The sequence below is a fragment of the Microbacterium sp. oral taxon 186 str. F0373 genome (genome assembly GCF_000411455.1).
Taxonomy (GTDB): domain Bacteria; phylum Actinomycetota; class Actinomycetes; order Actinomycetales; family Microbacteriaceae; genus Microbacterium.
Genome location: NZ_KE150457.1, coordinates 1,853,249 through 1,878,478, shown reverse-complemented (window position 1 = coordinate 1,878,478; position 25,230 = coordinate 1,853,249). Strand labels below are relative to the sequence as shown.

Annotated in this window: 18 protein-coding genes and 1 tRNA gene; 7 read left to right on the top strand and 12 right to left on the bottom strand. The window is 69.8% G+C overall.

From position 1 onward, the window contains the following. Window positions 1-21 precede the first annotated feature (21 nt). Both HMPREF1529_RS08780 and HMPREF1529_RS08775 read left to right on the top strand, forming a co-directional pair. Window positions 22-2,808 carry an ATP-dependent helicase gene (locus tag HMPREF1529_RS08780; RefSeq protein ID WP_157533873.1) on the top strand — a complete coding sequence of 929 codons (2,787 nt, stop codon included), beginning with the start codon at window positions 22-24 and terminating at the stop codon, window positions 2,806-2,808. Between the two features lie 157 nt (window positions 2,809-2,965). Continuing rightward, a complete protein-coding gene (locus HMPREF1529_RS08775; protein WP_036282843.1) occupies window positions 2,966-3,364 on the top strand; it encodes a (deoxy)nucleoside triphosphate pyrophosphohydrolase in 399 nt (132 codons plus the stop codon). Here the strand turns inward: HMPREF1529_RS08775 and HMPREF1529_RS08770 are convergent. From HMPREF1529_RS08770 to HMPREF1529_RS08760, 3 genes are all read right to left on the bottom strand, one after another. Continuing rightward, window positions 3,361-4,011: a hypothetical protein gene (locus HMPREF1529_RS08770; protein WP_051120828.1), complete on the bottom strand. Its 651-nt coding sequence runs from the start codon at window positions 4,009-4,011 to the stop codon at window positions 3,361-3,363. The two genes, HMPREF1529_RS08775 and HMPREF1529_RS08770, sit on opposite strands and share 4 nt — an antisense overlap. 50 nt (window positions 4,012-4,061) lie before the next feature. Further along, window positions 4,062-5,309 (bottom strand): IS256 family transposase, encoded by a 1,248-nt coding sequence (locus HMPREF1529_RS08765; RefSeq protein ID WP_016463647.1) that lies wholly within the window; start codon window positions 5,307-5,309, stop codon window positions 4,062-4,064. 95 nt (window positions 5,310-5,404) lie between these two features. Further along, complete coding sequence (locus HMPREF1529_RS08760; protein ID WP_016464540.1) at window positions 5,405-5,881, bottom strand: hypothetical protein; 477 nt, start codon at window positions 5,879-5,881, stop codon at window positions 5,405-5,407. Window positions 5,882-6,105: 224 nt separating this feature from the next. On the opposite strand from HMPREF1529_RS08760, the gene HMPREF1529_RS08755 reads away from it, so the two are divergent. Beyond that, window positions 6,106-7,194, top strand: a complete 1,089-nt coding sequence (locus HMPREF1529_RS08755) for a tyrosine-type recombinase/integrase (protein ID WP_016464539.1) — start codon at window positions 6,106-6,108, stop codon at window positions 7,192-7,194. A gap of 200 nt (window positions 7,195-7,394) precedes the next feature. Here HMPREF1529_RS08755 and HMPREF1529_RS08750 read toward each other — a convergent pair. The 4 genes from HMPREF1529_RS08750 to HMPREF1529_RS08735 all read right to left on the bottom strand — a co-directional run bounded on the left by HMPREF1529_RS08750 (window position 7,395) and on the right by HMPREF1529_RS08735 (window position 11,356). Further along, a tRNA-Arg gene (locus HMPREF1529_RS08750) sits at window positions 7,395-7,466 on the bottom strand. A gap of 13 nt (window positions 7,467-7,479) precedes the next feature. Then, a complete protein-coding gene (locus HMPREF1529_RS08745) occupies window positions 7,480-9,906 on the bottom strand; it encodes an acyltransferase family protein (protein ID WP_016464538.1) in 2,427 nt (808 codons plus the stop codon). 175 nt (window positions 9,907-10,081) lie between these two features. After that, the gene (locus HMPREF1529_RS08740; RefSeq protein WP_036282841.1) at window positions 10,082-10,300 is read right to left on the bottom strand and encodes a PLDc N-terminal domain-containing protein; all 219 of its coding nucleotides are present in this window, start codon (window positions 10,298-10,300) and stop codon (window positions 10,082-10,084) included. Window positions 10,301-10,459: 159 nt separating this feature from the next. Then, window positions 10,460-11,356: a LysR family transcriptional regulator gene (locus HMPREF1529_RS08735; RefSeq protein WP_016464536.1), complete on the bottom strand. Its 897-nt coding sequence runs from the start codon at window positions 11,354-11,356 to the stop codon at window positions 10,460-10,462. A 71-nt stretch (window positions 11,357-11,427) separates the two neighbouring features. Here HMPREF1529_RS08735 and HMPREF1529_RS15630 point away from each other — a divergent pair, with 71 nt between their 5' ends. Next, window positions 11,428-12,429 (top strand): DMT family transporter, encoded by a 1,002-nt coding sequence (locus HMPREF1529_RS15630; RefSeq protein WP_016464535.1) that lies wholly within the window; start codon window positions 11,428-11,430, stop codon window positions 12,427-12,429. Here the strand turns inward: HMPREF1529_RS15630 and poxB are convergent. Further along, complete coding sequence (gene poxB / locus HMPREF1529_RS08720; protein ID WP_016464534.1) at window positions 12,337-14,076, bottom strand: ubiquinone-dependent pyruvate dehydrogenase; 1,740 nt, start codon at window positions 14,074-14,076, stop codon at window positions 12,337-12,339. The two genes, HMPREF1529_RS15630 and poxB, sit on opposite strands and share 93 nt — an antisense overlap. A 226-nt stretch (window positions 14,077-14,302) precedes the next feature. Continuing rightward, window positions 14,303-15,232, bottom strand: coding sequence for a LysR family transcriptional regulator (locus HMPREF1529_RS08715; RefSeq protein ID WP_036282835.1), 930 nt, complete (start codon window positions 15,230-15,232; stop codon window positions 14,303-14,305). Between the two features lie 110 nt (window positions 15,233-15,342). Here HMPREF1529_RS08715 and alsS point away from each other — a divergent pair, with 110 nt between their 5' ends. Together alsS and budA are read left to right on the top strand one after the other, a co-directional pair. Further along, window positions 15,343-17,103 (top strand): acetolactate synthase AlsS, encoded by a 1,761-nt coding sequence (alsS, locus tag HMPREF1529_RS08710; protein ID WP_016464532.1) that lies wholly within the window; start codon window positions 15,343-15,345, stop codon window positions 17,101-17,103. A gap of 52 nt (window positions 17,104-17,155) precedes the next feature. After that, window positions 17,156-17,887, top strand: coding sequence for an acetolactate decarboxylase (gene budA, locus HMPREF1529_RS08705; protein ID WP_005051000.1), 732 nt, complete (start codon window positions 17,156-17,158; stop codon window positions 17,885-17,887). 21 nt (window positions 17,888-17,908) lie between these two features. Here budA and HMPREF1529_RS08700 read toward each other — a convergent pair whose 3' ends face one another. Genes HMPREF1529_RS08700 through HMPREF1529_RS08690 form a run of 3 tightly spaced genes read right to left on the bottom strand, consistent with a single transcriptional unit; the run spans window position 17,909 to window position 23,713 of the window. Then, on the bottom strand, window positions 17,909-21,412 hold the full coding sequence (locus HMPREF1529_RS08700) for an error-prone DNA polymerase (protein WP_016464531.1): 3,504 nt from the start codon (window positions 21,410-21,412) through the stop codon (window positions 17,909-17,911). Then, entirely contained in the window at window positions 21,412-23,010 is a 1,599-nt protein-coding gene (locus HMPREF1529_RS08695; RefSeq protein WP_016464530.1) for a Y-family DNA polymerase, read from the bottom strand. The genes HMPREF1529_RS08700 and HMPREF1529_RS08695 overlap by 1 nt, the downstream gene beginning before the upstream one ends. Window position 23,011: 1 nt before the next feature. Then, on the bottom strand, window positions 23,012-23,713 hold the full coding sequence (locus tag HMPREF1529_RS08690) for a hypothetical protein (protein ID WP_016464529.1): 702 nt from the start codon (window positions 23,711-23,713) through the stop codon (window positions 23,012-23,014). Window positions 23,714-23,849: 136 nt separating this feature from the next. Here HMPREF1529_RS08690 and HMPREF1529_RS08685 point away from each other — a divergent pair, with 136 nt between their 5' ends. Next, window positions 23,850-25,205: an amidohydrolase family protein gene (locus tag HMPREF1529_RS08685; protein WP_016464528.1), complete on the top strand. Its 1,356-nt coding sequence runs from the start codon at window positions 23,850-23,852 to the stop codon at window positions 25,203-25,205. The last annotated feature ends 25 nt before the right edge of the window (window positions 25,206-25,230 follow it).

Sequence of the window (25,230 nt, the reverse complement as noted above, 5' to 3'; positions counted from 1 at the left end):
GTCGACGGTAGCCTCCCGATGATGACTACCTACACACCGGCGCAGCAAGCCGCCATCGATGAGCTCACCGCGCCGCTCCAGCTCATCGCGTGCGCGGGCTCAGGGAAGACACAGGTGATCTCGCAGCGAATTTCGCGGATCCTCGGGCTTCCGGGTGCGCGTCCTGGAAACGTGATCGCATTCACCTTCACTGAGAAGGCCGCTGCTGAGCTGAAGGAGCGTATCCACCGCATCGTTCACGACGAACACGGCGAGCTGACAGGGCTAGCAGAGATGTACGTCGGCACGATGCACGGGTTCGCTCTGAACCTGCTGCAGACCTACGTGCCCGAAGCGTTCAAGTATGGAGTTCTCACGGACATCACGCAGCGTCTGCTGATTGACCGCGAATCGACGAAGTCGGGGCTCACGACATGTCCCACGACCGCCCCCAGCCGACCGACGCTCTGGCGGTACGCCGACTCGAAGCTGTACATGCAGGTGCTTTCAATCCTCCAGGAGGACGAGGTCGACTTCGATCTCGTGCCTGACGGGGTCGCCAACAGCCTGCATTCGTATGCCGACCTTCTGTCGCGTCGGAAGTACTTCGACTACACGGCGATGATTGCCACCGCGGTCGCCTTCCTCGAGTCAGATCCGGATGATCCCGACCTCACCACACCAGAGCTGGAGCTGCTCCGGCACATTCGCGAGGACATCAAGTACGTCGTCGTGGACGAGTACCAGGACGTGAACCCGCTGCAAGAGAAGCTGATCGCCGGCCTCATTCGGTGGGGCGCCAACCTCTGTGTCGTCGGTGACGATGATCAGACGATCTACCAGTGGCGCGGCTCCGAAGTCTCCAACATCCTCACGTTCGCCAACCGGCACGACGACGTCCGCACGATTGAGCTCGCCGACAACTTCCGTTCGTCGAAGGGCGTCGTCCGTCTCGGCCGGACCATCGCCGAATGGCTCCCACCGGACGAGCGACTCCCGAAGGCGATGGAGTACGCCTCGCACCAGGTCTGGGAGCGCGGCGACATGCTCGCACTCGAGTTCGCGGATCCCCATGAAGAAGCCGTATGGATCGTGGATCGCGTCGAAGCGCTGCGGGGGATGCCTTTCACCGATGTACCTGATGCGGCGCCGAGGGGACTGTCGTGGTCGGACTGCGCGGTGCTTTACCGCACCGTCAAAGATGCCGAACCTCTGGTTGACGAGTTCCGGCGCCGCGGCGTCCCGTACATCATCAAGGGGCTCGCGCGGCTGTTCGATGCGCCGGAGATCGAGGCGCTCGTTGGAATGTTCCAGTTCATGGTCGGTGAAATCGATGAAGCCGCGCTGAGGAGCCTGTTCGACCAGGCCGATATTCTTGCTTCACCCGAACTGTTGGCACGCGGCGTCCGGATTCTCGAGGAAGGCTCTGACTTCAGTCGTGGCGACCGGTGGGGCACATACAACGTGCAGCGTCTCTACCTGGACGTGCTCGAAGCGATGGATGTCCGCGAAGCGACGATCCCCGGCACGCCTGCGCGAGCGGAGTTGGTGATGTACCAGCTCGGGAAGTTCTCACAGGTGATCTCGGACTTCGAAGCGATCAACTTCGCGTCCGACCCGCAGCGCAAGTACGAGGGATTCGTCCGGTTCATCACAGATGATCGACAGGCACCGGCGTACTACGAGGAGGCGGACGAGGACGCTGGATTCGCGACCCCTGACGCGGTCACGATCACGACTGTCCATCGGGCGAAAGGCATGCAGTGGCCCGTCGTGTTCGTGCCCTGCCTGCGAAAGAACCGCTTCCCCATTCGCGCGAGCGGTGGCCTGAACGTTTTCCACGTCGTGCCGATCGAGGCAGTCCCAAACGGTCCTCGATATCGAGGCGGGTTGTCGGAGGAGACCCGGCTGTTCTACGTCGCCGTCACTCGCGCGCAGAAGTACCTCTACATGTCCTGGGCACCCATCGCGTCCAACCAGCAAGCACGACGCCAGTCTGACTTCTTCCGAGATGCGTCCGGCTCCGACTGGGTATTGACGGCCGACCCAGGTCTGCCGACGGTGGAACGTCTCACGCCGGTGCCGAAGACGGAGACTCCGGCGATTGCCATCTCGTTCTCCGAGCTGAAGTACCTGTTGGAATGCCCGTACCAGTTCAAGTTGCGGTTCATGTACGGGTTCAACCCGCCCATCCATGAGGCGCTCGGCTACGGCAAGGGTCTGCACGACGCGCTCGCCGAGATGCACAAGCGTGCACTTGCCGGAGACGTGCCCATCAAGGCGGAAGCCGCGGATCTCGTCGACCGCCACCTCCACACGCCGTACGCATACCCGGCGCTGCGCGACCAGTTGCGTCGGGCGGCCGTGAAGGCGTTGAACAACTACTTCGATGACCATGGGGAGGATCTCACCCGCACCGTGCACTCAGAGAAGCAGATCGAGGTGGTGGTCGCTCCGGGCGTCACCGTTGACGGCCGGGTGGACCTCATTAAGAGGCTCGAGACGGACGAAGTGTCGATCGTCGACTTCAAATCCACGGAAGACGCGCAGAAGATCGCGACGACCCGTGATCAGCTCAGTGTCTACGCGCTCGGATACCACGAGTTGACGGGAGAGTCAGCGGATCGGATCCAGGTGCTCAACCTCGACGAGAAGGGTGACCACCTGAATGAGGCCGTCGACGCTGAGCTCCTTGTTGCGATCCGCGCGAAGATCGAGACGGTCGCCGCTAACATCCGCGCAGACCAGTTCGAGTGCGGGCATGATCACTCGAATGACACGGCGTACAACGACCTGGCGTGGCTGACAACCGGAGCTCCCGCGGAGTAGCCAGCAGTTGCGGTCATTCCGGCCGAACAACACGGCTGCGACCAGCGGGAGCGCCAGCGAGAGTTAGGTCGCGTCGGTGAATACTGCCTTCAGATGCGATCCATCGACATCAGCCCGATGTCGTCATCACTGTTGCCCCAGCAGGCATGATGAACGGGTGCCCGTTCGGAGAAACGTCAAGGTTGTCGGCGCCGTCATCGTCCGCGACGGATTAGTGCTTTGCGCGCAGCGCGGGCTTCAATCGCTCCTACCCGGCCTCTGGGAGTTCCCCGGTGGCAAGATCGAGCCCGGCGAATCAGCACGCCAAGCAGTCGAACGTGAGATTCGTGAAGAGCTCGACTGCGAGGTTGAAGTCGGTGACGAGCTCACCACCACCACCCACGCCTACGACTTCGGGGACGTCACACTCACAACCTTCTGGTGTGTGCTTCGGTCCGGCGCCCCTCGCGTTACCGAACACTCCGAGGTCCGGTGGCTAAAACCTACAGAGCTGGACACCATCGAATGGGCGCCCGCAGACATCCCTGCGGTTCGCGCGATCGTCTCTGCAGGCTAAGGCCGCAGCAGCTCGAACGAGTCACCATCGCGTGTGGCGAGCGTGATGCCGAGATCGGCCGACAGCTCCATGAGATCGACCTCCGCGCGCCCAGGCAGCAGGATCATCGGAGTCGTCACGGTGTCGAGCGTGCGCGCGTTGTGGACATAGTCGAGCACCTGCCCGATGGCCATCCGGACATACTCACGCCCCGTCGACTTCTTGGCCTCCACAAGCCAACCCTCGGACTCTACATACATGTCGGGCTCGATGATCGTGCCGGCTACTGGCAGACGGAGACGGCTCGGCGGCGTTCCACGCTCCTCCAACCAGTGACCGAAGTCTGCCTGGAGTTGGAACTCGACGCGTGAGACCACCCGATCGCCGGGTGGTAGCTCGGTGGCATCCACTACCACGCTGATGTCCGAAGCATCGGGCGGGTCCCATCGCACAATCTGGGGCTTGAGCATGCGAAGTCGCCCAGGATGCGGAGACAGGAGAGACGTGCTCGCATCGAGCGGGACCAGATTGAAGACGATGGCGCGTCGCAGCAGTCCGTCCTGACCCGGAATCTCCTGGAAGGTGCATACGGGCTCCCCTGTGGTGAACGCTCCGACGTAGGTAGCGTAAGGGGGTTTCGCGTTGAAGACCCGGATCACGCGGGTCAAGCCCCAGTACGTGGTGTAGCGGTCGGTGATCCTTCTGCTGTTGTTTTCGGTTAGGCGCTGAGTTCGAGGACGGTGTCGGTGTTCACCTCGCTTCCGGTGTCGGGGACGAGGGCGAGGCGGCTCTTGGTGAGGATCTCGAGGCCAAGGTAGCGGCGGCCTTCGACCCATTCGTCGGTTTGCTCGGCGAGGACGGCGCCGACGAGGCGGATGATCGCGTCGCGGTTGGGGAAGATGCCCACGGAGTCGGTGCGGCGGCGGATCTCCCTGTTCAACCGCTCGTTGGGGTTATTGGACCAGATCTGCTGCCAGAGCCCGTCGGGGAACCCCGTGAACGCGAGGATGTCCGCGCGGGCGTTGTCGAGGTGCTCGAACGCGTCGGGGAGCTTCTCCTCGACGTAGTCCAGGAGCCTGTCGAACTGCGCGTTGACGGCGTCGGCGTCGGGTTGGTCGTAGACGGAGTGCAGCATCGCCTTAACGGCCGGCCACATGCTCTTCGGGCAGACACTCATCAGGTTCGCTGCGTAGTGGGTTCTGCAGCGTTGCCAGACCGCGCCGGGCAGGTTCGCCGCGATCGCGTCCACGAGCCCGGCATGGGCGTCGCTGGTGACGAGGCGGACCCCGCCGAGACCGCGGGCGACCAGGTCAGCGAAGAACGAGTTCCAGGCGGCCCCCGTCTCGCTGGTCGCGACCCGGAGGCCGAGGACTTCCCGGTGCCCGTCGCCGTTGACGCCGGTCGCGACGAGCACGACCGCGTTGATCACCCGCCCGCCCTCACGGACCTTCATCGTGAGGGCGTCGGCGGCGACGAACGTGAACGGCCCCGCGTCACCCAGGGGGCGGTGCCGGAACTGGTCGACGTGCTCGTCGAGGTCTGCGGCCATCCGTGAGACCTGAGACTTCGACAAGCTATGGATCCCGAGGGTCTTCACGAGCTTGTCCATCCGGCGGGTCGAGACGCCGGCGAGATAGCAATCCGCGACGACGGTGATCAGCGCGGTCTCGGCCCGCTTGCGGCGCTCAAGCAGCCATTCCGGGAAGTACGTGCCCTGGCGGAGCTTCGGGATCGCTACGTCGATCGTCCCGACACGGGTGTCGAGGTCGCGGTGCCGGTAACCGTTGCGTTGCGCGGTCCGGTCGGGACTGGGCTTTCCCCATTCCGCGCCCACGACGGCATCCGCGTCAGCGGAGAGGAGCGCGTTGATCGTGGTCTGCAGCAGGCTGCGCATCAGATCCGGCGACGCGTCGGTCAAGGCTTCAGCGAGCACGCTCGCAGGGTCGACAATATGAAGTGCGGTCATCGTGATGATGCCTTTCGAGTGGGATGTGAGAGTTTCCTCGAAGGATCACACGGTGACCGCGCCTACGTCGTGAACGACGAGCCGGCCACCGTGGGCTACACCACCTTAAGGGGCACTACTATCACGCGACCCTCGTCGGCAGCGTTGAGGAGCGCCTTATTGCCACGTGTGAACTCTTGATCCCCCGACTGCCCCTCCCCTGTATAGGCAAAGCTGCCGTCGGCCTGTAGGCCTTCGTGGAGGTCGTATCCGTACCGTGAGCCGCGAGCCGGGTTCGTGAAGATGAAGATGTCGTTGGTCTTGCTCGACGTCGAGATGCCGCCCTGCTGCCCCCCGCCATACTGACGATGAATGGCGCGCCTGAGGACCTTGTCACCGATCTCGAGCGCCCACTCACGCGGACCTTCGCCGGCGCTTAGCCGCGACCGCACTTCCTCCGTCTGAAGGTCATCAAGTACCCATCGTGTGCGATCGTCAGGCAGAGTGCCATAGAGCGAGCGAAGAATGTCCCGAATGCGCTTCTGGGGAACCCCGTAATCCAAGGCCAGCGTTGCCGGCGTCGTGGGCTCCATGAGCTGAGCGTATCGATGTACGCCGCCCGCCGCGTAGCGCGTTGTGGGTAGCGCGGGACGTTTGCCATCATTCGGCTGCATCACGACGCACATCGTTCGCTGTCGGTTGACGGCACCGAAGCTATGTCCAAAACTGTCCCGATACTGATCATCACGCGCCAAGATCGGAGGTCGAGATGGGCAGCATCACCCCATAGGAGTCGGCGAAAGGCCGCCGCTACCGCGTGCGTTATCGCAAGCCTGACCACACCGAGGCGGAGAAGCGGTGCTTCACGACGATCCGCGAGGCGCAGCTCTACCTCTCGATGGTCACGGTGTCGAAGTCGAAGGGCGAGTACATCGCCCCCACGTCGTCCCGAGTACCGGTCCGGATGTTCGCCGACAGCTGGCTGCGCTCCAAGCAGCCGCCGATGTCGAAGCCCTCGTACTACATGACGCTCGAGCGGGCGTGGAAGAACCACGTCGCCCCCGTCTGGGGAGATCGGGAGATCCACTCGATCCGGCGCTCCGAGGTTCAGGACTGGGTGTCCGACTTCGCGACGCGCAAGTCGAGCACCGTCGTCATCCGTGCCCTCGGCGTTCTCGCCGGCATCCTCGATGTCGCCATCGACGACCGTCGCCTCGCCCGCAATCCGGCCCGCAACATCCGCACCCTGCTTCGGAAAGGGCCGGGCAAGCGACGCGTCTACCTCTCGCACGGCCGGGTCGCGACGCTGGCGGCATGCTCGGGGCATCCGACCATGGTGCTGACGCTCGGCTACACCGGCCTGCGCGGGGGCGAGGCGACCGCGCTACGCGTGCGCAGTGTGAACCGACTGCGTCGACTCTCGGTCATCGAAGAGGAACGCGGTCTTAGTCGGCTACGAGATCCACGTCGGTACACCAACGACGCACAAGAAGCGCTCGGCCCCTACCCGGAGCGTCTTGCCCCGATGATGGAGCAGGCGTGGGCCGGCAAGGGCGCAGAACGGCTGTACTTCGGCGCCGACATCCACCACATGCGCAGGTCCGGCAGTCAGGACTGGTTCGCGAACGCGGTGCAGCGCGCACAGACAGTCGACCCGTCGATCCCGCGGCTGACACCGCACGATCTCCGCCACACGGCCGCGTCACTCGCGATCAGCTCGGGCGCCAACTTGAAGGCCGTGCAGCGGATGCTCGGGCATGCCTCGGCGGCGATGACGCTCGACACCTACGCCGACCTCTTCGACGACGATCTGGATGCCGTCGCGGCACGCCTCAACGCCCAGATGCCGCTCGTGGCGCTGCCAGCAGGTCCGCAAACGCGATACGTGTTGCCGACCCGACTGTAGAGAGCAGATTGCTCAATTCTCATCGAACTCTACGCCGCACGAAACGCGCCAGTTTATCGTTCGGGGACGCCGGATGGAGCGCTCTGCCGGGCCCTGTTTCCATTCACAGCGCCTACAAATGCGGGCAAAAAGCGGGCAAAACGCGATTCTGCGAGGTCTGACCACGGAAGAAATACCTGGTCAGGAGCAAAAACAAGCGGTGCCCCTGGAGGGATTCGAACCCCCGACCCGCTCCTTAGGACGGAGTGGCTCTTCCACTGAGCTACAGAGGCTGGCGCATCGATTCTAACCGGGCGGCGCCGGCGCACCGGCCGCGTCAGCACCATCCAGCGCCCACCGCAGATACGGCGCGAGGTGCGCGGAGTAGGCGACCGTGAGGTGTGTCTGGTCGTAGCGAATCGGCAGCGTCCCCGCGAACGCCGGGCAGACGTCCTGCCAGCAGGTGAACGCCAGCGCATCCACCAGGCGATCGCCAGTCGCCGCTGCGGCGGCCGCCGTCGCCGCCTGCATGTCGCGCCACACCGGCGTGATGCTCGTCGCGCACGCGTACGGCGACCCGACCCGCGTGTAACAGTTGCCGAGGGGCGCGCCTTCCGGCGGCGCCTCGAGGTAGACGATGCGGCCCGGCATCCCGTACCGCGCCATCTCTGCAGCCTCGGCCGCGATCAGATCTGCCGCGCTCAGGTCGCGCCCGTCCGCCGTACGCCCCAGCGTGTACGCGTTCGAGACCAGCACCTGCTCGGGGTGATCGGCGGCGATCATTGCGGCCACGTCGTTCTTGCGCTGGGTGCACGCCTGCATCACCGCGGGATCGTCGTTCTGCACGAGTACGTCCGTGAAGCGGCATCCGTAGAGCCCGACCGTCGTGACGCGGATCGCTCCCCCGCTCTGCTCGGCGAGCGCCTTCAGCGCCGGCGCATACGCCATCGCGGTCGAGTCGCCCACGAGGTACAGGTGCCGCGGAGCGTCGCCGCTCCCCCATGCGCACGCCGCGGCATCCGGCAGCGGCGTCGGCGCGAAGCAGTCGTGCGCGGGGTTCGCTCCCGACGACTGCGCCATCACCTCATCGAGCGACGGGTGCAGATCGGGCCAGGTCGTCGCCGACACCGCCGCTGCGAGATCGGCTTGCAGCGCCGCCGTCGGATCTTCGATCGCGGGCGCCGCCTGATCGGTGCCCCCGGCCGTCGGCGGCAAGGGGTGCGGCTGCTGCACCTGTACGACGAGCACGACCAGCAGCGCGGCGGCGACGAGACCGGCGGCGGCCAGAGAGACCTGAGTGCGGAAACGCTCCCGCCAGGCGACCATCGGCGTGACGCTCTCCGCCGCGACACTGTCGCTCATCGCGAGCGCCGGCACCTCCGGAACCTCGACCGCCGGTGGAGCGCTCACGGGCTGCTCGACGGGCACGACCTCCGGAACGGATGCCGCCGCCACCTCGACCGGCTCGACACCCGCGCTCTGGGCCGCCACCCGGGGACTGCCCGGGAAGTAGCGCGTGCCCGGCTGCCACCCCGCCGGCCGCCGCGTCGCGATCTCGGGGGTGCGCACCGGCGGCGCCACAGCGGGAGCCTCGGCAGGCTCGACGGGCGCGGCGGCATCCGATACGTCTACGGCCGGCTCCGGGGATTCGGCCGCTACCGTCGCGGGCACCCGCCCACCCAGGAACGGTGCGTAGCGCAGTGGCTGCTCGATGATCGCGTACGACGCGAACCCGACGACGGCGATGATCGCCAGGGTCAGCGGCAGCGACCACGGCGACGCGGGCAGCAGCGCGGCGGCGAACACGACCACCGGGAAGTGCCACAGATACAGCGAGTACGACGCGTTGCCGATCGTGACCGCGATCGGGTTCGACCACGGGAACAGCGCCAGCGGCGGCGCGGCAACCCCGCCGGCCAGCGCCAGCGCGGTCGCGTCGGTCGGCGCGGCAGCCCACGGCCCCGGAAAACCCACGGCAGCCGGGTCGATGAGCACCAGCGACGCCACCACGCCCGCGACACCGATCCACGCGAGCAGCGCCCCGAGGGCTGCGGGAAGCGATCGCAGCAGCGGCACGGCCGCCGCGACCAGAGCGCCGAGTGCGAACTCCCACGCGCGCGTCGCGGTCGAGAAGTACGCCGCCGTCGGCGCCGACGCGCTCTGCAGCAGTGCCCACCCGAAGGATGCCGCGATCACGACGACCGCCCATCCGGCGGCGACCGCGGCAGACGCCCGACCGCGGCGCGCCACGGCGGGCACGAACAGCAGCGACACGATCAACAACCCCGGCCAGACGAGGTAGAACTGCTCCTCCACCGACAGCGACCAGAAGTTCTGCAACGGCGAGACGGCATCACCCGCATCGAAGTAGTCGGTGCCCTGCTGCGTGAACCGCCAGTTCGACACCAGCAGCAGCGCCGAGACGCCGTCCCACAGAATCTGCTCCGCGCGTGCCCGTCCGAACAGGGCATAGGCGGTGCCGACGACGGCGCCGACCGTGACGAGCGCGGCCGGCACGAGGCGGCGAGCACGTCTGCCGTAGAACCGCGCCAGGCGGATGCGACCGTCCTTCCGCTGCTCACGCAGCAGCATCCCGGTGATCACGAAGCCCGAGATCACGAAGAAGACGTCGACCCCGGCGACGCCGCCCTGCGGCCAGCCGGCGGCGTGCGCGCCGATGACGGCCAGCACGGCGAGCGCGCGCAGACCCTGGATGTCGCGACGAAGTGGCACGGGAACGCAGTCGTTCTGAAAAGGGGAGAAGGAGGTCGACTCCAGCCTACGGGAGCGCTCTCACCGCGGGATCACCCGGGAGGTGTCGGTCGGCAGCGACCCGAACGACGAGGCGTTCATCGGGTGGACGATCGAGGCCTGCGGTCTCGCGCTCGCCGGCTGACAGCCGCGCGCCTCACCGGCGATCGGCCGGATTCGCGACGATCGAGCGCCGCCCGACCGCGAGCCAGACGATCGGCCCCATGAGGGGGAACATCAGCGTCACGAGAATCCAGAGCGTCTTTTCCAGGCTCGTCGCCGCCGACGACGCGATGCTGACGACCGCCGCGACGAACAGCGCGAGCCCGGCCAGCACCGCGACCAGGACGAGCACGTTCCAGATGGTGAAGGACATGCCTCCAGCATGCCCCGCTCCGATGCCCGCCGCCAGGGAGGCTGACACCGCCCCCTCCCGCCGGTTCGGGGTCGCATGTGGTCGTTCTCGCCCACGCTGAGCGACCAGAGGTGACCCCGAACCGGACGGGGCAGCAGGGCGAGGGCGATGCCTGGGGGGTCACCGCGCGAGGTCGGCGGCGACATCCACGAGCGCGGCCCGCACGCGGCGCACGGCCGCGCGCGCCAACGCGTCGGGGCGGGCGAGCACGTCCACGTGACGGCTGATGGTGACCCCAGCGAGCGGACGCAGCACCATGCCGTCGGTCGCCAAGGCGCGCGCCGTGAACCGCGGCATGACGGCGATCGCCGCCCCGGCGCGGACGATCTGTGCGGCGACGAAGAACTCGTTCACCCGGTGGCCGATGATCGGGTGCTCGCCGCTGAGGGCGGCGATCGCCTGCAGCACGCCGGTGAGCGGAAAGCCCTCGTGCGTCGAGATCCACGTCTGTCCGCGGAGGGCCACAGGATCGATTCGGTCGGCGGATGCCAGGGGGTGCGCCTGCGGCAGCGCGACGTCCAGCGGTTCGACGAACAGCGGCGTGACCACCATCCGCTCCCGCGGCCAGTCCGGGTCGTGCGCGAGCCGGTGCGCGATGACGAGGTCGTGCGCGGCCACGAGTCCGGGAAACTCCTCGCGCGCGACGTCCTCGTCGGCGAGCGCGACCGGGGCGCCGTCGAGCGCCGCCAGCAGCGGTCCGAACAGCGCGACGCCCGCACTGTGAAACGCCGACACGCGCACCGGCGCGGCATCGTGGGCGAGGAACGCTCCGACGCTCTCCCGCGCGAGCACGAGCGCCTCGTCGACCCGGGCCCCGGCCGCCGCGAGCGCGCGCCCGGCATCCGTCAGCACCAGCCGACGCCCCTGCTTCACCGTCAGCGGCACGGGCACGTCCGCCTGCAGGATCGCCAGCTGCTGTGACACCGCCGACGCGCTGACGTGCAGCGCCGCCGCGACCGCCGACACGCTGCCGCGATCGTCCAGCTCGCGCAGCAGCCGCAGGCGCATCGGATCCATAAGCAATCTCTAACACATCGATGAAGACATTGCCCGATGCTCTTCACGACGACGCCTGTCACGCTGGGCGCATGACCCGCCGCTCCGACCTGCTCGTCGACCTCGCCCTCCTCGCGGTCGCCGCCGTCTGGGGTGCCAGCTTCCTCGTCGCCAAAGACCTCATCAGCCTCACCGGGGTCGCTTCCGCCAATGCGCTGCGGTTCCTCGTCGCCGCCGCCGGCGCCGGCATCCTCTGCGCCCTCACCCGACAGCGCCTCCCCCGCGGACGCGGGCTCGTGATCGCGGTGGCGCTCGGGGGCACGCAGGCCGCCGTCATCGGGCTGGAGACCTGGGGCGTGAGCCTCACCTCCGCCACCAACGCGGGCCTGCTCATCAGCCTCGCCCTCGTCATGACGCCAGCACTGGAGGGCATCGCGTCACGCGTATGGCTGCCGCGCTCGTACTTCGTCGCCGCGGTGGCCGCCGTCGTCGGCGTCGCACTGCTCGTCTCCGGCGACGGCATCCACTCGCCGACCGCCGGCGATGCGCTCGTCATCGCCGCGGCGGTGGTGCGTGCCGTACACGTGACCGCCAGCGGCCACCTCACCCGCGGGCGCCGCGACAGCTCGCTCGGCGTGGTCGTCGTGCAGCTGGTGGTCGGCAGCGTCGTGTTCTCGGCGATCGCGGGGCCCGCCCTGCCGGTCGCGGTCTCCCGACTGGATGCCGCGGCCCTCGCCGACGTGCTGTTTCTCGGGCTGCTGTGCTCGGTGTTCGCCTTCGCGGTGCAGCTCTGGGCGGTGCGGCGCACGTCGGCCGCACGCGCGAGCATCCTCATGGGCACCGAACCGGTCTGGGCACTCGTGGTCGGCGTGGCCATCGGCGGCGAGGCGATCGGGCCTGTCGGCGTCGCGGGAGCGGCACTCATCGTCGGCGCGAGCTACGCCGGGCAGGCGATCGAGCGCCGCCACCGCCTGGCCCGACCTGCGACGGAGCAGGCCGCGTCAGTGGAACAGGCGCCGCCAGACGTTCGTGTCGGCGAGGTCGATGAGCTCGTCACCGCGCCCCGACAGCACGGTGCGCAGCGCCCAGAGTGAGAACCCCTTCGCCTGGGCGAGCGTGATCGACGGCGGCATCGCCAGCTCCTGACGCGCCGTGACCACGTCGACCAGCACCGGCCCGTCGGTCGCGAGCGCCTGCGCGATCGCTCCGCGCAGCTCGCTGCCCTTCTCCACGCGGATGCCGGTGATGCCCATCGCCTCGGCGATCGCGGCGAAGCTCGGATTGTCGAGCCCCGTGCCGAAGTTGACGATGCCCGCCGCCTTCATCTCGAGCTCGACGAAGTTGAGCGACGAGTTGTTGAACACGACGATCTTCACCGGCAGATCGTTCTGGCGGATCGACAGCAGGTCGCCGAGGAGCATCGCCAGCCCGCCGTCGCCGGCGAGCGCGATCACCTGGCGCGAGCGGTCGACGCCCTGCACCCCGAGCGCCTGCGGCATCGCGTTGGCCATCGACCCGTGTGCGAACGAGCCGATCAGCCTCCGCTTGCCGTTCATGTGCAGATAGCGGGCGGCCCAGATCACGGGGCTTCCGACGTCGGCGGTGAACACGGCATCCTCGTCGGCGAGCTCGTCCAGCACCCGCGCGACGTACTCCGGCCGTACCGGAGCCTTGCCGTCGTCGACGGCCAGGTCATCGAGCCGCTCGCGCGTCTTGCGGTAGTGGGCGACACTCTCGTCCAGGTGCTTCGACGACCGGTCACCCTGCAGCAGCGGCAGCAGCGCGTTCGCCGTCTCCTTCACACCGCCGACCAATCCCACGTCGATGGGCGTGCGCCGCCCCAGCTGCTCGCCGCGGATGTCGACCTGGATCACGGTCGCCTTCGACGGGAAGAACTGCCGGTACGGAAAGTCGGTGCCGAGCATCAGCAGGGTGTCGCACGACTCCATCGCCTTGTACCCCGACGAGAAGCCCAGCAGCCCCGTCATCCCCACGTCGTAGGGGTTGTCCCACTCGATGTGCTCCTTGCCGCGCAGGGCGTGCACGATCGGCGCCTGCAGCGTCTCGGCGAGGGCGAGCACCTCGTCATGCGCGCCCGCGACGCCCGAGCCGGCGAGGATCGTCACCTTCTTGGCGTCGTTGAGTGCGGTCGCGGCGGCGGCCAGAGCGGATGCCGAGGGCAGCACCGTCGAGCCAGCGGCCCGGATCGGAGCCGTCGGCCGCCGATCGGGAGCGTCGGCGAAGAACACGTCACCGGGCACGACGACGACCGCAACCCCGCGCTTTTCGACCGCGGCGCGCATGGCGATCTCCAGCACCCACGGCATCTGCGCCGGATCGCTCACCAGCTCGGTGTAGACGCTGCACTCGCGGAAGAGCTCCTGCGGGTGGGTCTCCTGGAAGTAGGTGCTGCCGATCTCGGCCGACGGGATGTGCGAGGCGATCGCCAACAGCGGCACGCGGTTGCGGTTGGCGTCGAACAGACCGTTGATGAAGTGCAGATTTCCGGGGCCGCACGAGCCCGCGACGACGGCGAGCTCGCCCGTCAGCTCCGCCTCGGCACCCGCGGCGAAGGCGGCGGCCTCCTCGTGCCGCATGTGCATCCAGCGGATCGCGTCGTCGCCGCTGTCACGCCGCAGCGCATCGGTGAAGGCATTGAGCGAGTCGCCGGGAAGACCCCAGATGCGGGTGATGCCGGCGCGCTTGAGGGTGTCGATGAAGAAATCTGCAACGTTCGCCATACCCCCGACGCTACGCCGCTTGCCCGCGCCACGGGGTTGGACAAACGTCGCAAGCCGCTCCACTCCGGTCGTTGAGCGAGGGCCGACGGCCCGAGTCGAAACGCAGACGCCGCAGGAGCCCCGTTTCGACTCGCTCGCTCCGCTCACTCGCTCAACGACCGGAGGGGAGAAGCCACGTTTCGACTCGCTCGCTCCGCTCACTCGCTCAACGGCCGGGGAGGGAATGCTACGGCAGCAGTTCGGTGCGCAGCAGGTCGACGAGGCCCTGCGCGGCGGCGGTCAGAGGGCGCCGCCGTGACCATGCGAGCGACACCTCGAACGCGGGCACGGCATCCTCGAGCGGCACGATGCGCACCGGCATCCGCGGGGCGGGATCGGCGAACGGACGTCCCGAACCCGCGGATGCCGCGAGCGCCGCAAACCTCGGCACGATCGCCAAACCAAGTCCCTGCGGGACGTAGGCAGCAGCGGTGGAGAGGTCGGCGACCTCGATGAGCACGCGGCGCGACACCCCGGCATGGGCGAAGGCGTCGTCGACGATGCGCCGCGACCCGTACCCCGGCGGGAGGTCCACGAAGCTCTCCCCTTCGAGCATCGCGAGCGTGACCGCCTCGGCATCCGCGAGGCGGTGCGTCCCCGGCACGACCAACACGTACGGCGATGCGGCGACGATCTCACCCCGCAGGCTCGCCGGAAGCGCATCGACGACCGCGAGCAGAGCCAGGTCGATCTCGCCGCGCTCGAGCTGGGCGACCAGACCCGACGAGCCCAACCCCGTCGCCCGCAGCTGCACCGAGACGGCCGGATGCCGCTCGTGATAACGGCCGAGAAGCCCCGGCACATCGACGAGGTCGACGCCGGTCATGAGCCCCATCGTCACGGCCCCCCGCAGCTCGGTCGCCGCCGACGAGACCGCCTCGCCGATCTCGCGCATCTGCTCCAGCACCGCCTGGGCACGCGTGAGCAGCTCCTCCCCCGCGCCGGTCAGTCTGATCTGCCGATGAGAACGGTCGAACAGCTCGACGCCCAGCTCGCGCTCCAGCTCGCGCACCGTGGTCGACACCGCCGACTGCGCGAGCAGCAGGCTGTCAGCCGCCCGCGTGAAGCTCATCTCCCGCGCGACGGCGACGAAGACGGAGAGGTGGCGCACATCCATGCCTCGATCATGCCGCGCTCGTCGACGCGATGGAAATCATCTGCGAATCAGATGACTCGCATCATCGATGCCGTCTTCCTCGCCCGACGCCGGCGACGGAGCATGGAGTCATGAGTATCGCCACGGTCGCCACGTCCCCCACGTCGTCCTCCGGCGCGCCCGTCGCCTCGACTGCGCCCAGGGGCCTGCGCGCGGCCGATCGCGTCGTGGACGTGCTCACGGCCCACGGCGTGCGGTGGGTGTTCGGCGTGCCCGGCGCCAAGATCGATCCCGTCTTCGACGCGCTCGCGGCGGTGCAGGGCGTCGCCGGGGCGCCGCAGCTGATCACGTGCCGCACCGAGCAGAACGCGGTCTTCATGGCCGCCGCGGTCGGCCGGCTCACCGGCATCCCGGGTGTCGTGCTGGTCACCAGCGGCCCCGGCACCGCCAACCTCGCGACGGGGCTGCTCACCGCGACGACCGAGGGCGACCCGGTCGTCGCGATCTGCGGCGCCGTGTCGCGCACGCAGCACCTCAAGCGCGCGCACCAGGCGATGGATGCCGTCGGCATGCTGCAGACCGTGACGGTCTCGGCAGCCGAGGTCACCGCCGCCGACAACGTCGCGGAGGCGATCGTGAACGCGTTCCGCGCCGCGACCCGCGAACCCCGCGGCGCGGCCGCCGTGGTGCTCCCCTACGACGTGTCGACCGCGACGATCGCGATCGGCTTCCGCGATGCGATCGTGCCCGCCGTCACCGGCGGGGCGGCCTCGGCATCCGTCGATCGCGCCGCCGCACTGCTGCGTGAGGCGCGCTTTCCCGTGATCCTCGCCGGTGCCCGCAGCGGCGATCCCCGCACGGTCGATGCCCTGCACGCGCTGCTGCGCGCGACCGGACTGCCGGTGGTCGAGACCTTCCAAGCCGCCGGCATCATCTCGCGCGAGCTCGAACACCACTACCTCGGACGCGTGGGCTTCGCCCGCAACCAGCCGGGCGATGTGCTGCTGCACCGCGCCGACCTCGTGCTGACGCTGGGCTACGACCCCGTCGAGTTCGTGCCCGCGGAATGGAACGCCGGCAAGGACCGCCGCATCGTCCACATCGACACCGTGCCGGCCGACATCGACAACGATTACCGGCCCACGGTGGAACTCGTCGGCGACCTCGCGACCACCCTCGTCGACCTGCTCCTGGCCGTGGATGCCGCGGGCCTTCCCCTCGAGCGCGATGCCGAGACCGCCCGCATCATCGACCGCGAGCGCACCCGCCTCGCCGAGAACACCGACCTCGGCGACCCCGACCACGACGACGCCTTCGGCCTCGACCCCGTCGCCGTCGTCGCCGGCATCCGCGCCGCCCTCCCCGATGCCGCCACCGTGCTCTGCGACGTCGGCTCGAACTACCTCTACATGGCGCGCCACTTCCGCACCTACCGTCCCCGCTCGCTGATGTTCTCCAACGGGCAGCAGACGCTCGGCGTCGCCCTGCCGTGGGCGATCGCGGCCAGCCTCGCCGACGCGGGCGCACCGGTCGTGTCGGTGTCGGGCGACGGCGGGTTCCTCTACTCCGCCGTCGAACTGGAGACCGCCGTGCGGGTCGGCGCGAGCTTCACGCACATCGTGTTCAACGACTCGGCCTACGACATGGTGGCCTTCCAGCAGGTCGAGAAATACGGGCGCACCGCCGCGGTCGAGCTCGGCGCCTACGACGTGGTCGCGTTCGCGGAGTCGTTCGGCGCCCACGGCCACCGCGTCACATCCATCGACGACCTCGTTCCGACGATCCTCGCCGCCATCGCCGAACCCGGCCCCTCGGTGATCGACGTCCCCGTCGACTACCGCGACAATCTGCATCGCCTGGGCGGCGACCTGCTCGCCGACGTGCTGCTGTGAGCGGACTCGCCCCTCTCGGCATCCTCCTTCCCTCCTCCCGAAAGGACCGCGCGTGAGCGCCGAACGTCACACCCTGTTCCAGACGAGCCTCATGGCCGCGCTCCTGGACGGCATCTACGAAGACGACATGACCGTCGGCGAGCTGCTGGGCCACGGCGATTTCGGCATCGGCACGTTCAACGCCCTCGACGGCGAGATGGTCGTCGTCGACGGCGTCGCCTACCGCCTGCGCGGCGATGGCACCGCCGCCGCGGCATCCGCCGACTCGGCCACGCCGTACGCGGTGGTGACCGACTTCGTGCCCACGATCACGCGGACGCTCCCCGACGGCGTCACGCGCGCGGAGGCGTCGGCCGCGATCGACGCGATCACCGCGTCGGCCAACTACATGTACGCCCTGCGGATCACGGGGCGCTTCCGCCGGGTGACCGCACGCACGGTCACCCGCCAGCAGAAGCCGTACCGCCCGATGACCGAGGCCACCGACGACGATGCGGTGCTGCAGTTCGACGAGGTCGACGGCACGATCGTCGCCTTCCGCACCCCGCTGTACGAGCAGGGCATCGGCGTTCCGGGATGCCACGCGCACTTCATCGACGACGGACGCACCCGCGGCGGCCACGTGCTCGACTTCGTCCTGGACCACGGCACGGTCGAGCTGTGCCTGTGCACCGACCTGCACCTGCGTCTGCCGCTGACCACAGAGTTCCGCGAGGCGGCCCTGTCGCCCGACGACCTGGCCGACCAGCTCGCCAAGACCGAGCAGCACGCCGGCCGCCCCTGACGCCTCGGCGCGGCGGTGACATCAGCGGAAGTCGCGGGAGCGGTGGCGCACGCCGACGCGCAGGTCTTCGAAGGCGTCGGCGACGAGGTTGGTGACGCCCTCGGGTGAGCGCTCCAGCATGCCGCGGGCGATGAGGGCGGGCGCGTCGCGCAGCACGCGACGATAACGATCCCAGACGCCTTTCGAGCAGATGACGTTGACGAGACCGTGCTCGTCTTCGAGGTTGATGAAGGTGATGCCGGATGCCGTCGCCGGCCGCTGCCGATGGGTCACCAGACCCGCGACCTCGACCCGACGGCCGACCTCGTGCGTGCGGAGCTCTCGCGAGGTGAGCACGCCGCGGGCATCCAGCGGGGCGCGGTAGTGCGTGAGAGGGTGATCGTCGGTCGAGATGCCCGTGGCCCACAGATCGGCGGCCAGCACGTCGTAGGTCGAGGGGTCGCCGAACAGCGGCGGCTGCACGGCGACGAGGGAGTCGGGCAGGAACTCGGGCAGATCCTGTGCCGCGTCGCCGGCCAACCAGATGCCCTCGCGGCGGCTGATGCCCATGCTCTCGAAGGCGCCCGCCGTCGCCAACGCCTCCACCTGTGCGGCGGTGGCGCCCGTGCGCCGCACGAGATCGCGCAGGTCGCGAAACGGACCCTCGGCGTCGCGGGTGGCGACGATGCGCTCCGCGAGCCGCTTTCCCACCCCGGTGACCGCCGCAAGTCCCAGCCGCACGGCGTGACCGGCGTCGCGGCGGTGGGCGGCCGACGCATCGGGAGCGGCGATGTCGAACGGGGGCACCGGGGGCTGGCGGCGGTCGGTGCAGGAGGGGATGCCGGTGGGGACGCGTTTCGACTCGCTCGCTGCGCTCGCTCGCTCAACGACCGGAGCCCCTGCAGCCGGCGAGGGGCCGCTGCTGTCGGCATCGAGGGGCTCGAGCCCGGCATCCACCCCGGAGGCGTGCAGGTCGGGACGACGCACGACGACGCCGTGGCGGCGGGCGTCGGCGGTGAGGGTCGCCGGCGAGTAGAACCCCATCGGCTGCGCCCGCAGCAGGGCCGCCAGGAACGCCCCGGGATAGTGCAGCTTGAGCCATGACGACGCGTAGACGAGCAGCGCGAACGACAGGGAGTGACTCTCGGCGAAGCCGAAGTTCGCGAACGCCTGGATCTTCGCGTAGATGTCGTCGGCGACGGCTCCCACCAGACCGTTGCGTGCCATGCCGTCGTAGAGCTTCTGACGCACCGACTCGATGCGCTCGATGCCGCGCTTGGAGCCCATCGCCCGGCGCAGCACATCGGCATCCTCACCGGTGAGGTCGCCGACGGCCATGCCCATCTGCATCAGCTGCTCCTGGAACACCGGCACCCCGAGAGTGCGCTCCAGCACCGGGATCAGCTTCTCGTGCGCGTACGTCGGCTCTTCCAGCCCGAGTTTGCGCCGCACGTACGGGTGCACCGCGCCGCCCTGGATGGGCCCGGGCCGGATCAGCGCGATCTCGATCACCAGGTCGTAGAACCGTCGCGGCTGCAGCCGGGGCAGCAGGCCCATCTGCGCGCGCGATTCGACCTGGAACACTCCGATCGAGTCCGCACGGCACAGCATGTCGTAGACGGCCGCCTCCTCCTTCGGGATGCTCTGCAGCGTCCAGGTCTCGCCCGTCGCCTCCGCGATGAGGTCGAAGCAGTACTGCAGGGCGGCGAGCATGCCGAGTCCCAGCAGGTCGAACTTCACGAGCCCCATCCAGGCGGCGTCGTCCTTGTCCCACTGGATGACGGTGCGGTTCTCCATCCGCGCATGCTCGATGGGCACCACCTCCCCCACCGGCCGCTCGGTGAGCACCATGCCCCCGGAGTGGATGCCGAGATGGCGAGGCGCCTTCAGCAGCTCGCCGGCGTAGGCGAGCACCCGGTCGGGGATGTCGTGCGCGCCGGCGACGGCGCCGTCCCATCTCTCCACCTGCTTCGACCAGGCGTCCTGTTGTCCGGGCGAATGCCCGAGCGCCTTGGCCATGTCGCGCACCGCGTTCTTCGGCCGGTACTGGATGACGTTCGCGACCTGCGCCGCGCGCTCGCGTCCGTAGGTGTCGAAGACCCACTGGATGATCTCTTCGCGCCGATCCGAGTCGAAGTCGACGTCGATGTCGGGCTCCTCCTCGCGCATCGCCGACAGGAAGCGCTCGAAGGGCAGGTTGTAGAAGATCGAGTCGATCGCCGTGATGCCCAGCAGATAGCACACCGCACTGTTGGCGGCCGACCCCCGCCCCTGACAGAGGATGCCGCGCCGACGCGCCTCGGCCACGATGCCGTGCACGATCAGGAAGTAGCCGGGGAAGTCCTTCTGCTCGATGACGCCGAGCTCCTTCTCGATGCGCGCCCGCCCATCGCCGTCGAGGTCGGGATACATGTGCGGCACCGCATCCCAAACGAGCTGGCGCAGCCACGACATCGGCGTGTGCCCTTCGGGGACGGGGAGCTTCGGCAGCGCGGGCTTGGCGCGGCGCAGCGGGAAGGCGAGCTCGTCGGCGAGGGTGACCGTGCGGGCGACCGCGCCGGGATAGCGCCGGAACCGCCGTGTCATCTCGGCGCCCGAGCGCAGGTGGGCGCTCGCATGCGACGGCAGCCACCCGTCGAGCTCGTCCAGTCCCCGATTCGCCCGCACCGCCGCGACCGCCGCCGCCAGGTGCACACGTTCGGGAACCGCATAGTGCACGTTGTTGCTGGCCAGCACGGGCAGACCCCGCGCGGCGGCGAGTGCGGCCAGCACGTCGTTGTCCCGCGTATCGGTCGGCGCCCCGTGGTCGATCAGCTCGACGAAGACCGCCTCAGGGCCGAACAGGGCGACGAGCCGGTCGAGCGCCGAGGCGGCCGCCTCCGCGCCCCCGGCGGCGAGCGCCTGCCGCACGGCGCCCTTGCGGCATCCGGTGAGCACCGCCCAGTGGCCGCCGCTGCGATCGGCGAGGTCGTCGAGGTCGTACCAGGGACGCCCCTTCTCGCCGCCGGCGAGCTGAGCATGCGTGATCGCCGCGGCGAGACGGTGATAGCCCTCCTCACCGCGGGCCAGCACGAGCAGGTGCGATCCCTGCGGATCGGCCGCCCCCGACCGGGCCGGACTCGGCCCGCTCAGCAGTCCGGCCGGCGGCGCGCTCACGTCCCCGTCGCCTCCGGCGGCGAGCGTCAGCTCCGCCCCGAAGACGGTCTTCAGCTGCAGGTGCTCCGCCGCCTCGGCGAAGCGGGCGATGCCGTAGAACCCGTCGTGGTCGGTGATCGCGAGCGCGTGCAACCCCAGCCGTTCGGCCTCTTCCGCCAGTTCCGCCGGTGAGGAGGCGCCGTCGAGGAAGGAGAACGACGAGTGCGCGTGCAGTTCGGCGTAGGGCACGGCATCCGCGGGCCGTTCGATCGGGGGCGGCTCGTACTTTCCCCGCTTGCGCGAGAAGGCCGGGCCGTCGCCGCCATCGGGTTGCGAGTCGCCGCCGATATCGGGAGACCCCAGCAGCCGCGCCATCTCGGACCAGCGCACCGACGGATTGTTGAACCCCATCAGTCGTACCTCCCCTCGATCTGCCAGACCCCTTCCTCGCACACCAGCAGCCACGCCCCCTGGGCATCGTCGACCATCTGGAAGCGATGCGCCCGCCGCGCCCGCGCCGGATCCCACTCACGTTCGATGACCGGCCACGGCCCGGCCCAGGTGCGGATGCCGCGGCGTCTGCCTCCGAGCTCGATCACGGTCGGCGCCGCCGTAGGCTCGCCACGCGCATCGACCGCGATCATGTCGCCGTCGTCGTCGAGCACCGCCACCGGAACCGGCTCGGCGAACACCGCCGAGGGCAGCGGATCGGGAAGGCTCCCCGGCCAGGGCCGCTCTCCTGCCTGCAGGTCGCCCGCGACATCGCCCCACGGCACGAGGCGCTGCCGCTCGCCCAGCCAGCGCCCTCCGCCGACGGCCGGCGTCAGCACGCCCTGATGGCCGAGCATCGCCTGCACGCGCGAGAGCGCGCGGTGCACGCGCTCCTCGGGCCCCGATCCGAACAGACGTGCGGTGTGGTGCGCGGCGGCATCCACCGCCTCGGGTTCGATCCGCACCCGCGCCACGGCGCTGCGCAGCTGCCCGGCCAGGCGACTCGACGGCGCCACGCTCTTCGCTGCGCCGGGCCCCTGCTCGGCGAGCTGCCACCGCACCCGGTCGACGACGGCGGCCGCATCGAACGCCCCCGGGTGCAGCCAGACCCGTTCGCTGCGCTCGCCGCGATCGCCGGTCAGCACGACGCGCAGTTCGGTGCAGACCAGCCCCTGCGCACCCAGACGGGAGACGAACTCCGCGGCGGGAACCCGCAGGGCGAAAGCGATCTGATCGGCGGTCTCCACCGGCGGCTCGAACGCCACCTCGCGGTGCAGCTCGGGCGGGGGCGTGCGGGCGGTGACCGGCCGGGGATCGCGGCCGGATGACAGGGCGTACAGCCAGTGGCCACGGGTGCCGAAGCGCTCGACCAGGCGGTCGGCGCCGAGCGCGGCGACCTCGCCGACCGTCTGCACACCGAGCCGGCCGAACAGCGAGGCCAGCTCCTCATCGAGCACGACGACCGGCAGCGGTGCGAGGAAGTCCGCCGCGGTGCCTGCGGGCACGATCCGCACCGGATCCTCGCGCCGGGTGCCGGAGCGTGCCGCCTGTTCGGCCGTGAAGGTGCCGTCGGCGATGCCCACGCGCACGTCGTCGATGCCCAGCGCGGCGATCGCCCCGGCCAGCACGGTGGCGGCGGCCGCCTCGCCGCCGAAGTAGCGCGCCGGACCCCGGGCGCGCAGCGCGCACAGCCCGGGCTGCATCACCTGCACGTTCGGCGCGACCTCCTCGATCGCCGCGATCAGGGGGGCGAACGCGCGGTGATCGCGCACGGCGTCGGCATCCACCACCGTCAGCTGCGGGCAGCGCGCCTGGGCATCGCGGCGGCGCATGCGGCGGCGCACACCCGCGGCGCGCGCCGCGGCCGAGCAGGCGACGACCGCGCCCTTCTCGAACACGGCGATCGGCTCCGCGGCGTCGAGGGGCTCATCGCCGTCGCGGGTGGTCGCGACGATCGGCCAGTCGGGCACCCAGACGACGAGGCTCCGCGGCGGGGTGCCCGCAGGGACGACGCCCATCTCACACCGCCCGTCTCATCGGCAGGGGTTCGGGAAGGCGCGTGCGGGCGGGCTGAGACCCGCCGCCCAGGCGCCCCCGATCGTCGGGCAGCATCAGGCGCCGCGAGCGCGGAACCGGCGCACGGCGGCTGGTCACGGTGACCGTCAGCTCGCGCCCCGACAGGATGCCGTGCCCCTCGCCGAGGCCCGACCACGACGGATCGGACACATCGATCATCGCCTCGGTCTGCGGCCACGGTCCCTGCACGAGCAGCACCGCCTCCCGCTCGCGCATGCGGGCGGCCAGCCGGGCCACCTCGCTGTCCTTCGCCCGCGACGGCGGGCGCACCGCGACCACCGACAGCACGTCGGCGAGGGTCGAGGTGACGGCCAGCCACCGCTCTCCCGGGTCTGGCACGAGCACGAGCCGCGACAGATCGACCCCGGCGGCGCGAGCCGCTTCGACGCCCACGTGCGGCATGCCGACCACGGCGCACCACGATCCGGCCTGCGAGGGCTCGGCGAGCAGGGCGAACAGCAGCGCCATCGACCGCCCGAGCGCGTAGGCTCCCCCCGTTCGCAGTCCGCCGCCGGGCAGCAGCTCCGCCAGCGCCGGGGCGACGGGGAGCACGGGCGTGTCGAGGCGACGCCCCTGCATACGCTCCATCTGAGCGCGCAGGGTGCTCACGGTGCCCGCGACATCCGCGGCAGCAACGGTCCCCACGATCGGCCTCACTTCGACAGATTAGAACATGTATTCGACTAGTTCAATGTGCTTGTCTCGAAGATAGGAACGGGTTCGGACATTGCGCGTCGGCCCGCACATCTGCCCGAAACATGCGGCTGATAGGACGGACGGCATGACCGGATCGCTCATCCTCACCGGCGCCGCGCGCATCGTGGAACGCTTCGACGACCCCGCCCGCGACCGCGGCGGCGACCTCGTGATCCGACGCGGACGGGTCGCGAGCACGGCATCCGCGCCCTCGCCGGAGGAGAGCATCGACACCCTCGACGCAGACGGCGGGATCGTCACCCCCGGCCTCGTCAACGCGCACCACCACCTGCTGCAGTCGGGCTTTCGCACCCTCCCGGGCACCCGCGGCGTGCCGATGCGCGAGTGGCTGCCGGCCATGGCCGCCGCCTACACGGACGCCCATATCGACGCATCCCTGGTCGGCGCGACCGCCGGCGTCGGCGTGGCCGAGTCACTGCTGAGCGGGGTGACGACGGTCGCCGACCATCAGCTCAACTGGCCCGACCCGGCCAGAAGCGACGACCCGGTCGGCGACACCGTGGACATCGCCCGCGCGATCGCCGCCGCCTCCGCGGCGCTCGGCGCCCGGCTCGTGTTCGTGCGCGGCTCGGCGCGCGATGCACCGGATGCCGCGGCAGCGAGCGCGGACGCGATCGTGCGTGCCCTACTCCCCGAGGCTGCGGCGTCCTCTCCCGGCGGCACGAGCGCCGACGGCATGCTGCAGCTCGCCGTCGGCCCCGCCGGCGTGCACTCCGACAGCGAGGAGACCTTCCGCGCGCTGGGCGAGGTCGCCCGGCGCTACGGTCTGCGCCGGCGCACGCAGGCGAACGAGCAGGTCGACACCGAGATCGCCCTGGCCCGCTACGGGCGGCGCCCCCTGGACCTCCTCGAGGAATGGGGCTGGCTCGAGTCCGGGGTGACGATCGCGCACCTGTGCGACGTCACCGACGAAGAGATCGCGCGGCTCGCCGCCGCCGGCATCACCGCAACCCACGCCCCGGGCTGCGACGTGCCGATGGGCTGGGGCATCGCGCCGGTGCGCCGCCTGCAGGAGGCCGGCATCACCGTGGGACTAGGCACCTCCGGCGGCGGCTCCAACGACGCCGGGCACCTGCTCGCCGACGCGCGCCTGGCGATGCAGGTGTCGGGCCTGGTCGGCACCGCCCTGCCGGCCCGCGATGTGCTCGCCATGGCCACCTCCGGTGGCGCGAGCGGCCTCGGTCGCGCCGACCTCGGCATCCTGACCCCGGGCGCGGCGGGCGATCTCTGCGTCTGGGATGTCTCCGGGGTCGCCGACGCCGGAGTGGCCGACCCGGTCGCGGGCCTGCTCTGGGCCCATCCGGGACGCCGCCCTCGCCATGTCGTGGTCGCGGGACGCGTCGTCGTCCGCGACTACCGGCTGGTCACCGCCGACGAAGACGCCCTCACCGCGGCCCTCCGGGAGCGCGTCGGCCGGTGAGCGTCGCGGCGCCGTTCCGGCATCG